Below are 15,732 nucleotides of genomic sequence, written 5' to 3'. Positions count from 1 at the left end.
GATGTAGTTCGCTGTTGGCTGGTGATGAACCTCGTTGTAGATGCTGCATCGTGAGATCGGAAGCTGTAAGTCCCAAGGAACTCGCCTGGTTCGATCGGGCCGATCCTATCGCCGTTCGGGCCGGATGATAGAATGCCTGCCGTTCGTACCCAAGATCGTTCTCGTTTCCCAAGGCGTCTTTGATGCGCTCGCCGATCGGTTCCCATTCGAGTACGTGGTCCCGGCCTTGGAATGCGTGAACCGGGTTGGTTGGAGCGAAACGTAAGTCAACTAACGAACCCACGCATATTGGTAGGTATGACGAGGTTGAGAACTAGCTATGTTCTCTCACGGAGAACAAGTTGTGGAATGAGCCATTGAACCTCGTCCCCTAGAAGCGCTTTGCCGATCCCACCGATGCGCTCCTTAGTGGGGATGCCGGTTATCAGAGGACGCGAAGTGGCGAAAGTATACTTGGATTTGGTCGAGGCCTCAATGGCACCTCCGTGAGGAGGAGGTTTGGGGCGAGAACAGTGGGCCTCGTAGCTGAGCGCTCGGTCAACACGCCGCCGACTTTCGTTGAAGTAATTGCTGGTGAATCGCGTCCGGAAGCTCAACGCTGCCCATCAGCTCCAAACTCAGGATTAAGAAGGTACACACGATGGTCGATAGGGTTTTTGATCGCAGTAACGCTCTCTATGTGAAGACAGTTCCCGGAAAAGGGCGTGGTTTATTCGCCAATATTAATTTTAAGATTGGAGATTTAATTGAGCGAGCTCCAACGTGGGAATTTGACGATCGACAAGCAAATGTCATAGATCTCACAGGGGTACTTCAATATTACTTCGTTCGGGGCGACAAAAATCAAAAAATTGGTCCTTTGGCGCGCTATGTTGTTTTTGGACTCGCGTCGTTGGTAAATCATTCTGTGAACCCTAATTCAGAAACGGTTTGGGCTGATGAAGAATCCGGCGCATGGGCCAGCCTTGTAGCAATTAGAGACATAAAGGCGGACGAGGAAATAACACAAACATACACGAACATCTCTGATTATCCGAAGACTATTAAGTTCGTTGAATGATGTGCGACAGCCAGAACGAAGAGGTCATATTTGGCAAAACTCGGAAAAACATCCTTAATTTACTTGTAGAAAACAACGAAGGTTCAATGTGGAGAATAGCATGTCAGACATTTTTGCCTATGACGAGAGTAGGGCTTCCACATATGAAAAATTTACCAGCTTATTAGGGAAAGTTGCGGAGGCAGACGAAACTGCTGCCCTCCTCGAGCAACTTTCCAGAGGAGGAGGGGCTCTTGAGCTCGGTATTGGCAATGGGCGCGTAGCGGTGCCGTTGAGCGAGCGGGGAGTCAGGGTCGAAGGCATCGACAATTCAGAAAGCATGTTAAAACTTCTCGCCAAACGTACTGATGTGATCAAAGCCTGGAAGGGGGACATTTCCGATTTCAGCTCAGAACAACGCTACGATCTGGTCTATTGTGTTTATGGCACATTCACCCTGCTCTCCACGCGCGAAGAGCAAATAGCCTGCCTTCGATCGGCTGCGGAGGCGCTAACAGAGAAGGGGGTTGTGGTAATAGAAGTTCGTGTTCCACCCTTGGACGGTTTTGTCGGCGGCCAGAAAACTACTACGATGTACGTTGATCATGAGAATACCTTTGTCAATGCGGTACTCCATGACCCAGTAAACCAGAACTTGACTTCAACCATCCTCTGGTTTTCTGGTACATCCGTCAGACGTTTACCACAACGCGTTCGGTACGTTTATCACCAGGAGCTCGATACAATGGCCGAATGCGTTGGGCTGGAGCTGGCGGAGCGTTGGGGAGATTGGGCGAGGGGCGCGTTCACCAATGAATCCAAAGGTCACATCTCAGTTTACCGGCGAACCAGCTTGTAGTTGGTGACCTGCCTCTGAAGGTTCGTCTTAGTGAGAGCCTCGGCGGTCAGCCGATGTCAATCTTTGGGCCGCCCTTGGCCGGACGCTGCCTGGGGCCATACCTCAACCTTGGGCCGGTACTTGCGCCGACTCACGTTCAAAAATGGCGCTGGCCGCGCGGTAAAGACCGCCCTGGTCTAAGTCCCCGCCATGCCCAGCGGCTACACCTATAACGGTTTGATCGATCCGTCCGGCCTGGGCATCATCGAAGAGACCTGGCCAAGACCGACATGACGCCTACCCATGCTGGGCACCACGTGACCACTGGCTGGTCGACAAAACTGCCACGGGCACGCGGGCTAATTCATTCTGCTGTCTCAGTTGCCTCCTTTCTGTCACAGGGCCCGCGATTGCTGCTCAAAGCTCATCCCTCGCAAAGCCCTTATCTGGCGGCCTCATGTCGCCCCGAGACGACCGCGCTCTCGGTAAACGATACCTCTTGGCAACTTGGCGTCCGTTCGGCGAGTAGAAGAGTGACATTATAACAGTGCTTCTTGATCGCATTGAACGGGGAGGCCAGCATTTCGATTCGCCCGGAGATTACGCCCATCCCCTGCGTTCGCGCTCGAGCTGAATCCAGTCGAACACGTGGCATCCGCACCAATTGGCTCGTGAACCGCGCCTTCGAGGTCCAGAAGGCCGTTTATTAGGCGCGGCCTGCGAGCTTCGATACTTAGGATACGTTCGTGCATGCCGAACGGCTCCAATTGGTAAATCAAGCCCGCATCCGCTCGCCCTTCGGGTCATACATCGGTTTGAGGGAGACTTCCGCGGCAAAGCATTCGCCGGCGATCTCAATCTCGTATGAAGAGGAGAGCAGAGCTGCCTCGCTTTCGTCCTTGCACGGTACATACCCAAGGCCGATAGCTCCACCGAGCGTGTGCCCGTAGTCTCCGGAAGTGATTGTTCCGGCGATCCGACCGTCTCGGAAAACGACTTCGTTCTTATGAAGTAGAGGGGCAGGGTCTTTAAGGCGGAACTGAACCAACCGACGGTCGAGTCCCGTCTCAAGTTTTCTCAGCACCGCATCGCGGCCAATATATCCAGGCTTTGCCGTCTTGACAGCGAAGCCCAGCCCCGCTTCGAGCACGTGTTCCCCGCTGCCAACATCGTCGGGGAGGTGCCGACATGCCTTCTCCATGCGGCACGAGCCGAGGGCATGGAGCCCACACAGCTTGAGTCCGACATCGGCACCCGCCGCCTCGATTACTTCGAACACATGTGCGGCTTGGTCAGTCGAAATGTAGATCTCCCAGCCCAGCTCGCCGACAGAGGCCACTCTATGGGCCCGCGCCAGACCCATCCCGATCTCAATCTCCTGCCAGGTGCTGTAAGGGTTGTTCTCGTTGGAGAAGTCATTCGGACTCACTTTGCCGAGCAGTTCGCGCGATTTCGGTCCCATCACTGCCAGGATGCTTTCCGACGCCGACACATCGACGATAACAACGAACTCGTCGCCTAGATGCCGCCTAAGCCAACAGAGATTGGTTTGTAATGTGAGGGCTGACACGACCAGCAGGAAAGCAGTCTCCGTGAGACGACTCACGGTCAGATCGCTCTCGATCCCGCCTCGCTCGTTCAGCATTTGCGTATAGACGATCCGGCCAACCGGCACGTCGACATCATTGGAGCAAAGTCGCTGGAGGAACGTGGTAGCGTCTCGGCCCTCCACTCGGATTTTTCCGAATGAGGTTAAGTCGAAGATACCAACGCGTTCGCGTATCGCCAGGTGCTCTTCGCGCTGATTATCGAACCAGTTTTGGCGATACCAGGAGTATCGGTATTCACGCTCCTGGCCCTTCCTGGCAAACCAGTTGGCTCGCTCCCAGCCCACCATCTCACCGAACACCGCCCCACGTGCCTTGAGATGTTCATGAATTGGCGAGCGTCGAATGCCGCGTGCTGTTGTCATCTGACGAGCGGGGAAGTGGTCGCCAAACGAGAGTCCCACTACCTCCGAAACCCGCTCTCTCAAATACAAACGGTTTTTCTGTAAGGACTCCATCCGACGGATGTCCACGCCCGACAAGTCGAAGGGCGGCTCATCGTCATTCATCCACTGCGCCAGCGCTAAGCCCGCACCCCCTGAGGCAGCTATTCCTGTACTGTTGTAACCACATGCGACCCAATAGCCCCTAACACCAGGAGCTTCACCGAGGTGGTATTGGTCGTCCGGAGTGAAGCTTTCCGGGCCGTTGAAGAAAGTACGAATACCGGCTGTTGCCAGCATCGGAACTCGCTTGAGAGCCTTCTCAACAATGGGTTCGAAATGCGCAAAGTCCTCGGACAACTGATCGAAGCAGAAGCTTTCCGGGATGCCGTTCATCCCCCACGGCTTCGCCTTCGGTTCGACTGCCCCAAAGAGAATTTTCCCTGCATCCTCCTTGTAGTACGTATATTCGTCGAGAACTCGTAGGACCGGCAGTCGATTTAGCCCATCTATTGGCTCTGTAATCATGTAGAAATGTTCGCACGCATGCAATGGAACCGCGACGTCACTTCTGGCGCCGAATTCCCGTGCCCACATCCCCGCACAGTTTACTACGTTATCTGTTTCAATTACCCCTCGCTCACCATCCTTCTCCCATGTCACGCCCGACACCCGTCCGTTCCTCGCCTGAACACCGGCTACCTTCACTCCCTCAAAGATTGCGGCGCCACGCTGGCGTGCGCCTTTGGCCAGCGCCATCGCGACGTTGCCTGGATCACATTGTCCATCATTAGGGAAATGAAGCGCAGCAGTGACATCAGACACATCGATATGAGGGTACATTCCCTCGAGTTCTCGCACAGAGATCTTTCGCGCCTCCACGCCGTAGGCGGGTGCGAGAGAGAGTTGCCTGTAGAGCTCGTGCTTGCGCTCTTGGGTAACTGCGATAGACAATGAGCCGACGCGGCGAAGTCCGGTTGCAATCCCTGTCTCTTCCTCCAGGCTCGAGTAGAGTTGCATTGAGTACTTGGTCAATTTCGTCATGTCGCTAGACCCGCGAAGCTCGCTGAGTAATCCGGCGGCGTGCCAGGTCGTGCCGCACGTAAGTTGCTTACGCTCGAGCAGGATCACGTCCGTCCATCCTAGCTTCACTAAGTGATATGCGACGGAGCACCCCGACACGCCCCCTCCGATTATGACGGCTCGTGCTTTGGAAGGCAGTGGCTTCATTTCCGATACCTCAACCCGGCAAAATTCTGGTGCGACTATCATTGTAAGCTCCTGTTCAGTTTCTTTTCGGCACCCTCGCCAGAGCCAGGGGGGCGCGCCGTCCAGTTGTTCGGGATGAATGGTGAGCCTGGCGAGACCACGAGGCCACCGCAGGTCGCTATCCCTTGTCGCCCTCGCGAAGAGTGCCCGGCCAGAGCCGCATGGCGGGCTGGCGGGCGACGGACCGCGGCCGTATGGCGCCAGGACCAGAATAGTCTTGGTCGGGCATGTAACGGCGGAAAGCACCTGTCCTGATCCGATGGCGCGCGCTTGGTCGGGCGAGCGCCATCGCAACTAAATTCTTTCCGATCCAAGTGCGGCTGTCTTCGGCGAATGAGTAGAACGGATTGCTCTGGAAGTTGCGTTTGTGGTCACGAACTTTCCGGTATCGTCTAGCCGTAGCCAAGCTCGGGACGTTCGACGTGCCGGCGTTACTCGATGCCGATTGGAAAGCAAACGCACCTTCTTGCGTCGGCTCGGGAACGCTCGGTGTCGCGGGGGCGAACGCATGTTCGGCGAACGTGATCATGGGATTGGTCCGTGCGGCGCGGCAGTGCTTTGGTAGATTGGGACAGCACGTGTCGTGCCAAATGAGAAAATCATTTCAGAACAATGAGTCGCTCTGACGGGATTTGTGTCTCATGTCCGACATCGTCACAGATCCGTGTGCAGACGATCGAGCGGCTGCGTCCCCAGCGCTGGACGGGGAAGCAGATCGCTGCCGAGGCGGGTGTCTCGCCGGCAATTGTCAGCCGCGTTCTACACCGGTTGGGCCTCAAGGAGCTGAGCGCCTTGGAACCCGAACCCGTTCGCCGCTATGAACGGGAGCATCGGGCAAACTCATTCATCCCGACCTCAACAAACTTGGCCGCATCGGCTAGTCTAGGTGGGGCATCGCATCACTAGACGGCGGACAGGCACGGTCAACCGGCATCTCGGCATTGGCTGGGAGTTCGTCCACGTCTGCATTGACGGCGCCTCTCGCGTCACCTTCGTGCAGGTCATGCCGGATGAGCGCAAGGCGAGCGCCGCTGCCTCCTGGAGGCCGCCGTCGCCTATTATGCCAAGCTGGGCATCCGGGTCGAGCCCGTGATAACCGACAGTGGCTCCTGCTACCGGTCAAAGGCTTTGCGGGCAGCCTGCAAACGTCTGGGTCTACGCATTGGGGGGGTAAAACGCCGATTCCCTGCGCGAATGGACGATGAATCGTGCAAATCGGTCCAGTGAAGCTGATATAAGCGAGCGACCTCCTTGGCTCAACCAACAAATTCCACCCAACCCGCCCACCATGTTCCGGATTTCGATCGCAAGCTGTAACCGAATCAGTTCTGCCGCCGCTGTCCTGTTGCCCAACGACCAGGACCTCTGTGCGGCGCGCCCTGCGGGTGTACCTCCCCGCCGGCAGGGCGCCCTTTTTGACCCACGTAATCAGAATCATTATGGCCCGTCCGGAATCGAGGGTCTGGTAAAGGTCATCTGCACGTTCCGATGCAGATTGAGCTTAGACGCGCCCTTTACATCATTGCAGCGGGCCACGGTCGCCGGTTCCAAAGTGCGGCAACGCCGAAGATATCTTCCTTCACATCACAAAGAGCAGAATAATCATTGCGGTGAATTTTATCACGTCAGGTATATAAAAGGACGATACTCACACGCCCATCCCGTTCACAAGGAAAAGGCATTTTAATATTGTTGAGACGATTTGCCTATCAAAGAAAAGAAAGCATCGCAACACTTCGTTCCGGATCACGGCGCCCCGGGTGGGGGATGAGCGGCTATCCGACTTGTTATGCTCGTGCCGACCCAAATTCCTGCAAAAGCTGGGTCAATGATGGCTTTTGGTCAGCGCAGGATGATTTCTCCTGATTTGGACGGTGCAGGGGCGGTCATGATTTAATGCATGGAGATTCTCTGATTGAGCTGTTGAAAGATCAAGAGGCGTCTGCCAGACGCCCAACGGGCGAGCCCAGCATGATTGGGATGACCGGCGAAGATCGAAAGTGTGGCAGCATTCTGGAGCCTGGTCAGCGCAGCGACGCACGCGAAGTCAATCGCGTTTGTCGGGACATACACGACGCAGCCGGAAGGCGTGCAGAAAGAGGAAGAATCGAGCGCGACGATGACGAGGGACCTGCCACTTGTTTTCGAGACATTCCTTGAAAGACTGTCACAGAGTATCGATGAGGCAGATTTCCGGGATGCCATGGCTGAGGCGGCCGGACGATTTGACCTAATCTCCTTTGCCTACCTCTCCTTGCCAGCAAGGCCTTCCGGCAAACCGAGGCTAATTTCGAACTATCCACCGCGCTGGACCAGACAGTATCTGGAAAATCAGTATGAGAAACTCGATCCTGTGGTCTTGCGTGCTCGAAATGGCGGCTGCCCGTTTCACTGGGGATCGAATTTGGGAGGGGATAAAATGTCGCCGGCTCAACAGCAGCTATTCGATGAGGCGGCTCAATTCAGCATCTGCTGCGGTTTGACGATCCCAATTGTCGATCTCCGCGGCCGCATCGCTGCGGTTACTTTTGCCGCCGATGAGCCTCGTCCAGTATTTCTTCGGGTCGCTGAGCGGTACGAACAAGCTCTTCAGCTGATGGCGGCCTGCTTTCATCGTTGCGTTCGCCGCAAACTGCCGAGCGATCGAACAGTGGATGGGATTTCGCTGACATCCCGCGAATATGAGTGCCTGCGGTGGGCAGCGCGGGGTAATTCAGCCTGGGTGACCGGCCGCATCTTGGGCATCAAGCCACGCACGATCGCTTTTCATTTGGACAATGCCAAGAAGAAGCTAGGCGTGCGAACCCAAAATCAGGCTATAGCCCTTTTGGGGTCCGAAGGGTCCTCAATTCTCTGAGAAGCTTTTTGATCCCCTTGTGCTCGGGCCATTCGATCGCGCGCCTTGTATCGAGCGTTGACTGGATGCCGAGATCTTCTGTTCCGCCGGCTCGGTCAGGGCGATGCAGCCGTATTCTTCCAGTCCGCGCCGGTAATCTTAGTCTGTCGGTGCTCGAGCGGGTGTTTCGTCGCTGACGAGCTAGTCGTGCGGTTATATAGTTTCCGAGGATGGCCCGCTTGCATACCTACCTGCCGGTAATCTCTAACCGTTGACTTAGGGCGATGGCTATCGGTTATCCGGCTTGAAAGCGAAGAGGTGGACCCTTCGGGGTCGAGCGCCGGCACGATATGGAGTGCTGCTCCGGGCTAATACCCATCCAGACAGAGCGGAACCTTCTATCACGTCAGACGCTCGGACGAATTGCCAAAACCCGATTTCCTGGGAACTGAATTGTGCTCGCCACCGGGTCCATTTTGCCGGCGCGTCTGTGGTGCAGGCCCCGATCAGCCTGACCAATGGCTGCCACAGGAACTGCCTGCTTCTATGACCGAGCACTGCGAACTTGTCAGCTGGCGAACAATTCCTTGTAGCCGCTCGTCACCATCCAGTTCGCACGGTCGAGATGACTACGAAGCGCCTTCCTGGCGCGCTCCGGTTCAAGTGCCGGATCAATGCCGAGGATCAGTTGGGCCATTTCCTCTTCGGGCGCCTCATCGGCTGAGGCGTCCAGGAGCCTCATATAGATGGTAAAGTGCGCCCTGTCGTAGGCGGTAAGACGGTCAGACCAAGGGACTTCGTCGAGCAGTGTTGAGCTTTGAGTCCTATCTGTTCCCGTTGATCGATTCATGTCTGCCGCGAACCTCGCATGTTGATCGCTGGATCCAAGGCAGAATATCCCAAAATGGGATAATCCGAAACGGGGATTAGTCGCTGAGCCGGTCTCTACCTGACCGGTTCACCTAAATGCCCAAATCTCTTCGATCTCCCCGCCACCAGCGGTTTCTGGCCCAGTTGATCTCACTACGCAATGTCAAAGGGCTGACGCAGGCGCAGGTGGCTGAGAAGCTTGGTCGTCCGCAATCTTTCGTGGCGAAATATGAGGGTGGCGAGCGGCGTCTCGATATCATTGAGTTTCTCGACGTAACTGCGGCCCTCGATGCTGATCCGTGTGAGATTCTGTTGAGCCTGCGCACGTAGTGGGCGCCCGCGCCCATCACCGCGCGTGCCGTGTGCCGGTGGGTCGATCCCCGCTTTTCTTGGCTCTGGCGTCTCGACCATTCCGCTGCGCCTCCTAGCGCGTCGTTAGACTCTCGCAATTCGCTCTGTTTGTGCCTTTCCCAGCAGGTGGCGCCGCATCCTTCTAGGCCCGCCGCGGCGTCCCGCAACCCTTAGCCAGCTGTGAGCTTTCAGTAGGTTGTCCATCCGGCCCTTCGGATGCGGTGCGGCTCAGACGGCGGACCCGTTCCTGTCATGATTCGCCGCCGCACCCATTCCTGGGAAGCAGCCATTGGCGAGCGGAGGACAAAATGATGAGACAGCGAAGCGCTGGGCCATCCGCGCTGTGGTGATACGTCGATGCATGGTGTTACGCGACTTCGTTGCTTGAAGCGAAGCGACCGCACCGCCCATTTCGTCAACTGGCGAACAAATCCTTGTAGCCGCTCGTCACCACCCAGTTTGCACGGTCGAGATGACTGCGAAGAACGTTGCGTGCGCGCTCAGGTTCGCGTGCCGGATCAATGCCGAGGATCACTTTGGCCATTTCCTCTTCAGTGGCGTTGTCTGCCGAGGCGTCCAGGAGCCTCATATAGGTTGTAAAGTGGTCCTTGTCGTAGGCTGTAATGCGGTCCGACCAGGGGACCTCGTCGGCGAACGGCGTGTTCGATCTGGGCTGCAACATCGCTAATTCTATCTCCGGCCAATGGACCCGCGAAGCCCTGTGCCTGCTAAATGTGGATTACATATTATAGTTGATAAACTCAAGCCGCCTGATCCGCTGGCTTGCGTGCATGGATATGCGCAAGTTGGTCGGACGGAATGTGCAGAGGATCAGGCAAAGGAAGCGCCTGACGCAGGAGCAGCTTGCGGAGATTTCCGGGTTCAGTCAGCAGTACATCAGCGGCTTGGAGAAAGGCCGAAGAAATCCGACAATTATCACGATCTATGAACTGGCATTGGCCCTCGGCGTCAGCCACATGGATCTGGTTCGGCCCGACAAACAGGGCTGATGCACCCGCCCTCCAAGTAGCTGGCGGCCTGATGGCGCGCGCCGGGTGCTTGTGAACCCACGCTTTTCTTAGGTCCCCCGGCAGCCCCTGCCATTTAGCTCGCCCTCGCGCGGGCGCACCCTATTGGACAGTCGGACGCTGCCTTTTTGTCAGCTTTTCCTGGGACGTGGGGTGGTCGGCATTCCCTTTTAGGCCCGCCGCGGCCTGCCGCAACCTTCGCTCTCGCTTCAGGTCCTTCTCTTGGTTACGGTCCTTCGGATGCGGTCCGCCTCTTTCAGCGGGCCTAATCGCTTTCTGTTGCCCGTCCCACGGGGACAGGCACGCGAGACTAGTATGGAGCGTTGCGGTTAGCGCGCGAACAGCAAAGGAACCGAAAAAACAGGCAACTGTCGCAGTATGGCTCAACCAGCCATCGTGTCGGCATCTAGGAGCCGCGTGTTCGCCTTGCGCTGACACGAAGCTCAGACATGACGTCCGGGAGACGATGCTGGCAAATAGTCTGGCTGAAGCATTCCACCCACAATACCAAAGCCCGTCCCGATTCAAAGCGCTTCTGAGCACTCCATCTCAGGCGCGAGGCCAGCTGGCCAGTTCACCTTCTTGGTCCGCCGGAAGAGAGCCCCGCCCTCTCGACAATCGGCTTCATGAGGTCTCGCCCTGCAGTGTCGACCGTAAAAAAGGGCGCGCGAGGCGCCCTTCATTAAAACCGGCAGTCGGGAAGCAGACTTCACTCTGATATTCAAAAGCGGTAGGTGACACCTGCGCCTATCAGCCAGGGATCGAGCTCCGCCTTCCCCGTCAGCTTCGCGCCGGCCACCGTGACGTCGAAGTCCGGCTTCAGGAAAAGCTTCTTCACGTCGAAGTTGAGGCCCCAGTGCTGGTCCACCATGTAGTCGAATCCGACCTGCAGCGCCGTGCCGAACGTGTTCTTCACCTTGAGAGCATCAGCGCTGCCAGTGTCCTGGTTGTAGAAGCTCGTGTAGTTCACGCCGGCGCCGACATAAGGTTTGAACGCGCCGAGATCGGTAAAATGGTACTGCAACGTGAGCGTCGGCGGCAGCAGCCAAACTTTGCCGATGTTGCCCAACCCTCCGATCGTCCCTTGGCCCGCGATGTTGGCATAGGTGGTACCGAGTATGAGTTCGGCGGCGATGTTGTCGGTGAAGAAATACGAGATATCGAGTTCCGGCGTCACCGTGTCCGAATACGAAAGACCGGAGCCGGGAAGCGTATCAACGTAGCCCAGATCTTTCGTAACGACGCCCAACGCCCGCAGGCGGACCTGCCAAGGGATTGGCGCTTCGGTGACCGAGGCTCCCGTCTCCGCCAGGACGGTCTCTGCTTGCGCAGGCTCCGCGGCGACGGCCTGCTGTCCCACCATGATCAGGGCCACCGCCGCTGCTGTTGCCCGCGCTACGCCCATTCGCGTTCTCGCCATGAGATTCACTCCTTGATGTTCAGAAAGGATGCACTGCACTATTTCGTCTCCTGCTCGAATGAATTGTTGATGGACCTCAAATGCCCCTCTTGCGTTGCAACGCGTCCCGCCGTCTCCGGAAGGTGATCGCTGAAGCCGATTGCGCTGCGGAGAAAATTGGTGCCTAGACTGATGAATGCGGCTTGCTCCCGATTGTCCTTGCCGCAGCCGTGCCCGCCTGCGCTGGCTTCGTAGAAGTAAGCGGGATAGCCAAGAGCCTGCAGTTTTGCGGCCATCTTGCGCGCATGGCCCGGATGGACGCGGTCGTCGCGTTTCGTGGTGGCGATCAGGATAGGCGGATAGGGCTGTCCCGGCGCCGCGGCGTGATAGGCGGAGATTTCCTTCAGGAAAGCCCAATCGTGAACCTTGTCCGGATCGCCATATTCGTCGATCCAGCTCGCGCCCGCCAAGAGCTTGGTGTAGCGACGCATGTCGATAAGCGGTACTGTGCAGAACAGAGCCCCGAAATGCTCAGGATAGCGGGTCAGCATGTTTGCGATCAGCAGGCCGCCATTTGAGCCACCCTCGGCGGCAATCCGCCTCGGCAGGGTGATGCCCCTTCGCACGAGGTCGGCGGCAACGGCGGCGAAATCGTCATGGGCGAGACGCTTGCCCTCCCTGCGCCCGGCCTCGTGCCAGCGGGTGCCGAACTCGCCGCCGCCGCGGATGTTCGCCTCCACACACGTGCCGCCGCGCTCGAGCCACAGCTTGCCCAGCGGGGAGTTGTAGTAGGGCAGGAGTGATACGCCGAACCCGCCATAAGCGGAAAGGTGAATCGGAGCATCTCCGTTCCCGTTCGCCGGACCAACCTGCGTATAGGGGATCAGCTCATGATCGATAGAGACTGCCTCGTGGCGCGTGACCACCAGTCCGGATGCATCGAAATTCTCCGGGCTGCGCTTCAGGATTGCTGAAGCGCTGAGAGACGGCGCGGCATTGAGATCGAATAGCAAGAGCTGCGGCGGCGTGATCGGATCCTGAGCACAGACCAGGACCTCTCCATTGGCCTCGTGAACTGCCGCATCGAATGACCAGACGTGGACAGTCCCTTCGGCGGGCAGAGTGTCCAGGACTCGGCGCGTCCATTCCTGGTGGCCGGGAGTGAACATCTCGAAACGCGGTACGAGATTGATGAGGTAAGAGATAATGAGCTTCCCGTCATTCCAGAAGAATGACTGCAGGGAGCGCCTTTCCCCTGGTTGAAACAGGGTCTCAAATCGGCGTCCGCCGGCGAGGAAAGAGCAAAGCGAGATGACGATCAGCGCGTCGGCGGGATGGGTGGTGCCTCCCACCGTCCACGGCTTGCGCGGCCTTACCGCCAGCCAGTCGCCGAAGACCCGCCACGACGCGTCACGAGGAAGATCGATCTGCCTCCTCGGCCCGCTCCTGTCGCCGATCCAGCTGATCTCCTCGAAGAAGGCCGGCTTCTCGATGAACCAAAGGCGCTCGCTGCGGCCGGTGCGGTCCGAATGACCAGACACCTTGAGGCTCTCGAACCCGGCCTCGAAGATTACCGGCGTGGTGAGGGGATCCGCGTCACGCTTCCACAGTCGCACGGTGCGCGCATAGCCGGAGCGGGTGGCCATGCCATTACCAAGCGCACTGGAAAGCAGAAGCGTGTCAGGGTCCAGCCAACTAACGTAGCCTTTGGCCTCGGGGAGATTGAAACCGTCGGCGACAAAGCTCAGAGAGATCAGGTCGAATTCGCGATGCACGACCGCGTCGCTGCCGCCGCGCGACAGGCGCAGAACGGCTCTTTCCCGTCTCTCCGGCTCGATGGACGCGCCGTCCCAGATCCAATCCTCTCCGTCGCTAGCCGCGAGAGCATCCAGATCGAGCAGTAGCTCCCATTGGGGATCCGCCTTCATGTAGGCGGCAAGGGTGGTCCGGCGCCACAGTCCGCGTGGATTTCCGGCATCTCGCCAGTAATTGTGGAGGTACTGACCATGGCGCGCGATCAGGGGAAGGTTGTCGCGATTGTCGAAAATGGCTGTCAGAGCCGCGCGGTCGCGCTCGAACTGCGTTCCACCGAAGTGCTTTAGGGTCTTTGCCGACTGGCCGGCGGCCCAGGCAAGTGCCCGCTCGCCCTCTACATTTTCAAGCCAGAGATAGGGATCGTCGTCGGGAGCATCCAGCGTTGGACGGACATCAAATGCGTTCATGTCCGAACGACCTGAGGAATGAAAGTGGAATGGCTTCCGTTTGATCGGGAACGCTCAGTGTTGGTAGCGGCGCCCACATGTTCGAAAAGCGTGATCATTGATGAGTTCTTCCAGTCGGTGCGGCATCGCAGTGCTTTTGCGCATAGGACCGCAACCGACGTGCCAACTGGGAAAATCGTTTCGGAACAATGCGATCGCTCTGGAAGCGTTGTGTCACATGTCCGACATCGTCGAGAATCCGACAACGAGTGCTCCTCCTAATCACCGGATCAACCTCTCACCGTGCAGAACTCGCGCAGTGAAGGTCATTGGTGAACTTGGTTGACGCCCAACATCTTCGCTCTGGAGCGCTTCACGCACACGATTCATGGCAGACACCATGAGGCGATCGATGCGGTTAGCGACCAAGCTGGCTGCGCCTGTGGGTTTCAGCCGCCAGCTGGAAGCAGCGGAGTTCTGAGGAGAAGGATGGGGCACCGCTTGGGCGACCTGATGGTTGCCCAAGCCCTGCCGCAATCTTGGCCTGCACCGTCCCCTTGATTGCATTCCTTGAAGTCTGTCGATCAAGCCAGAAAGCTGCATTCGGGCGAACGCATGGGGCTGGTCCCCATGGCAACTTGGGCTGATGTGGGGCCGTCCGATATGCGATACGAGGGTCTAGGATAGGGGGAGCTCGGGCTCGGCGTAGTATCTCAGCGAGACGGCTAATGGTCGACGATGTCTTCCTGACGCCACGCATTGGTATGCCGCAGCAACAGGGGCAGTGCGGGCGGTAGCCGACGCACGTTCGGCATTGTCCGATAGCCGACAATGTCGAGTACGCAACGTAAGGGAAGCTGACTGTCGGGCGTTTTAAATGCTTTTTGCCTTGGCACGGTACATGCACGCTTCCGAAAAATGAGCGGACTGAGTGGTTCCCACTATGCTCGAATCATTGACTTACGCCACCTCCCAAGGCGTACCCGGCCCGGCAGCGAGCTCAGTCTCCTGCCGGGCATGCCTTTTCGGAAGCACTCCCGTTCAGAACTTCAGACTGAGCGGGCAATGTCAGGCTGAAGAGGATTGCGTCGATGGTATATGAAGGCCGTTTCGAGGCACCTGGCCGCAGCGCGAAGGGGGAGCGTTCCTGTGCGGAGCCGCCCGTCGGCTCCAATCGAGAGGCCGTATTCGGAGGTCGCTTGAGTGCCCGATCTGCAAACCATGGCCGCTGAAAAAAGCGCGGCCGCTTCGCCGCGACCGGTCCAGCGCTCGCAAGAACCCAGCCCCAAAAGGCTTTGCGTCCGATCACCCTAACCCTTGATGGAGTATGCGAACTCCATACGTGCGCACCTTCGAAAAGAGAAACCGCGAGCTCTACGGGGGATCGAGCGCATGGGTTGCGGCTTGCCGAACAGGTCATCAGAGCCCTCGACCAGAAACCGCTTGAGCCGATCGTCGCAGCGATGCTGGCGGATGGTCACAAGGCTGCGCTTTCGGCAATGGCCGTGTTGGACCTTGAAGGCGTTCAGCCGCGACCCGATCGGGGCGCTCCGGTCGCAGGATTTTATCGCCTCCGGGCCGCCCAGCCCGCAAATTTGGCACGCCTTACACCTACGTCACGACCAAGACCTTCCTGTTGCACTTCGGCCTCGACACACCTGCGGGATTTGCCCGATTTCGAGGCGCTTGAGGTTGCCGCGCTGCTCAGCAAGGAGAAGCTGCTGGCGGGCGATATTCCCGTCGGGCTGGTGAGTGGTGGAGGAGGTGAGGAGCGACACTCCAACGCCAGGACGGGGATAGCGCAGCAGATACATGGAAGTAATCGCTTGATATGAGCGGTTGAGAGTCGAATCAGCGAACTATTCGATAACTATCGAAGCTAATTATCGATAGTCAGCTTTATCGCCAGAG

Annotated in this window: 10 protein-coding genes and 2 pseudogenes; 7 read left to right on the top strand and 5 right to left on the bottom strand. The window is 57.7% G+C overall.

Translation table 11 applies throughout. The annotated features are described in order from the left end of the window. Positions 1-640 precede the first annotated feature (640 nt). Together EOB36_RS10925 and EOB36_RS10920 are read left to right on the top strand one after the other, a co-directional pair. A complete protein-coding gene (locus EOB36_RS10925) occupies positions 641-1,060 on the top strand; it encodes an SET domain-containing protein-lysine N-methyltransferase (protein ID WP_091597921.1) in 420 nt (139 codons plus the stop codon). A gap of 100 nt (positions 1,061-1,160) precedes the next feature. After that, positions 1,161-1,898 (top strand): class I SAM-dependent methyltransferase, encoded by a 738-nt coding sequence (locus tag EOB36_RS10920; RefSeq protein ID WP_091598019.1) that lies wholly within the window; start codon positions 1,161-1,163, stop codon positions 1,896-1,898. Positions 1,899-2,652: 754 nt separating this feature from the next. On the opposite strand, the gene EOB36_RS10915 is transcribed toward EOB36_RS10920, so the two are convergent. After that, positions 2,653-5,097, bottom strand: a complete 2,445-nt coding sequence (locus tag EOB36_RS10915) for an FAD-dependent oxidoreductase (protein ID WP_128284851.1) — start codon at positions 5,095-5,097, stop codon at positions 2,653-2,655. Positions 5,098-5,820: 723 nt separating this feature from the next. Here EOB36_RS10915 and EOB36_RS35015 point away from each other — a divergent pair. Both EOB36_RS35015 and EOB36_RS10905 read left to right on the top strand, forming a co-directional pair. Then, positions 5,821-6,294, top strand: a pseudogene (locus tag EOB36_RS35015) (DDE-type integrase/transposase/recombinase); the annotation flags it as partial. Between the two features lie 961 nt (positions 6,295-7,255). Further along, positions 7,256-7,993, top strand: a complete 738-nt coding sequence (locus tag EOB36_RS10905) for a LuxR family transcriptional regulator (RefSeq protein ID WP_128284850.1) — start codon at positions 7,256-7,258, stop codon at positions 7,991-7,993. Positions 7,994-8,540: 547 nt separating this feature from the next. Here EOB36_RS10905 and EOB36_RS10900 read toward each other — a convergent pair. Beyond that, the gene (locus EOB36_RS10900; protein WP_126105024.1) at positions 8,541-8,822 is read right to left on the bottom strand and encodes a DUF2285 domain-containing protein; all 282 of its coding nucleotides are present in this window, start codon (positions 8,820-8,822) and stop codon (positions 8,541-8,543) included. 116 nt (positions 8,823-8,938) lie between these two features. On the opposite strand from EOB36_RS10900, the gene EOB36_RS10895 reads away from it, so the two are divergent. Next, positions 8,939-9,172, top strand: a complete 234-nt coding sequence (locus EOB36_RS10895; protein WP_126097360.1) for a helix-turn-helix transcriptional regulator — start codon at positions 8,939-8,941, stop codon at positions 9,170-9,172. A gap of 436 nt (positions 9,173-9,608) precedes the next feature. On the opposite strand, the gene EOB36_RS10890 is transcribed toward EOB36_RS10895, so the two are convergent. Further along, positions 9,609-9,875: a DUF2285 domain-containing protein gene (locus EOB36_RS10890; RefSeq protein WP_063169299.1), complete on the bottom strand. Its 267-nt coding sequence runs from the start codon at positions 9,873-9,875 to the stop codon at positions 9,609-9,611. 109 nt (positions 9,876-9,984) lie between these two features. Here EOB36_RS10890 and EOB36_RS10885 point away from each other — a divergent pair, with 109 nt between their 5' ends. Further along, a complete protein-coding gene (locus EOB36_RS10885; protein ID WP_126105025.1) occupies positions 9,985-10,203 on the top strand; it encodes a helix-turn-helix transcriptional regulator in 219 nt (72 codons plus the stop codon). 739 nt (positions 10,204-10,942) lie between these two features. On the opposite strand, the gene EOB36_RS10880 is transcribed toward EOB36_RS10885, so the two are convergent. Together EOB36_RS10880 and EOB36_RS10875 are read right to left on the bottom strand one after the other, a co-directional pair. Continuing rightward, positions 10,943-11,641 carry an OmpW family protein gene (locus tag EOB36_RS10880; protein ID WP_128284835.1) on the bottom strand — a complete coding sequence of 233 codons (699 nt, stop codon included), beginning with the start codon at positions 11,639-11,641 and terminating at the stop codon, positions 10,943-10,945. A 38-nt stretch (positions 11,642-11,679) separates the two neighbouring features. After that, entirely contained in the window at positions 11,680-13,842 is a 2,163-nt protein-coding gene (locus EOB36_RS10875) for a prolyl oligopeptidase family serine peptidase (protein WP_128284834.1), read from the bottom strand. 1,506 nt (positions 13,843-15,348) lie between these two features. Here EOB36_RS10875 and EOB36_RS35010 point away from each other — a divergent pair. Further along, positions 15,349-15,656 (top strand): annotated as a pseudogene (locus EOB36_RS35010) (segregation and condensation protein B); the annotation flags it as partial. Positions 15,657-15,732 lie beyond the last annotated feature (76 nt).

Origin of the sequence: Mesorhizobium sp. M6A.T.Cr.TU.017.01.1.1, from assembly GCF_004023115.1 — a bacterium.
Taxonomy (GTDB): domain Bacteria; phylum Pseudomonadota; class Alphaproteobacteria; order Rhizobiales; family Rhizobiaceae; genus Mesorhizobium; species Mesorhizobium mediterraneum.
The sequence above is the reverse complement of the archived record's forward strand: the minus strand, read 5'-3'. Positions and strand labels throughout refer to the sequence as shown.

Bases quoted from the DNA above. Each gene is read 5' to 3' on its own strand.
- EOB36_RS10925 (WP_091597921.1), top strand. From the start codon at position 641: ATGGTCGATAGGGTTTTTGATCGCAGTAACGCTCTCTATGTGAAGACA.
- EOB36_RS10920 (WP_091598019.1), top strand. From the start codon at position 1,161: ATGTCAGACATTTTTGCCTATGACGAGAGTAGGGCTTCCACATATGAA.
- EOB36_RS10915 (WP_128284851.1), bottom strand. From the start codon at position 5,097: ATGAAGCCACTGCCTTCCAAAGCACGAGCCGTCATAATCGGAGGGGGC.
- EOB36_RS10905 (WP_128284850.1), top strand. From the start codon at position 7,256: ATGACGAGGGACCTGCCACTTGTTTTCGAGACATTCCTTGAAAGACTG.
- EOB36_RS10900 (WP_126105024.1), bottom strand. From the start codon at position 8,822: ATGAATCGATCAACGGGAACAGATAGGACTCAAAGCTCAACACTGCTC.
- EOB36_RS10895 (WP_126097360.1), top strand. From the start codon at position 8,939: ATGCCCAAATCTCTTCGATCTCCCCGCCACCAGCGGTTTCTGGCCCAG.
- EOB36_RS10890 (WP_063169299.1), bottom strand. From the start codon at position 9,875: ATGTTGCAGCCCAGATCGAACACGCCGTTCGCCGACGAGGTCCCCTGG.
- EOB36_RS10885 (WP_126105025.1), top strand. From the start codon at position 9,985: ATGGATATGCGCAAGTTGGTCGGACGGAATGTGCAGAGGATCAGGCAA.
- EOB36_RS10880 (WP_128284835.1), bottom strand. From the start codon at position 11,641: ATGGCGAGAACGCGAATGGGCGTAGCGCGGGCAACAGCAGCGGCGGTG.
- EOB36_RS10875 (WP_128284834.1), bottom strand. From the start codon at position 13,842: ATGAACGCATTTGATGTCCGTCCAACGCTGGATGCTCCCGACGACGAT.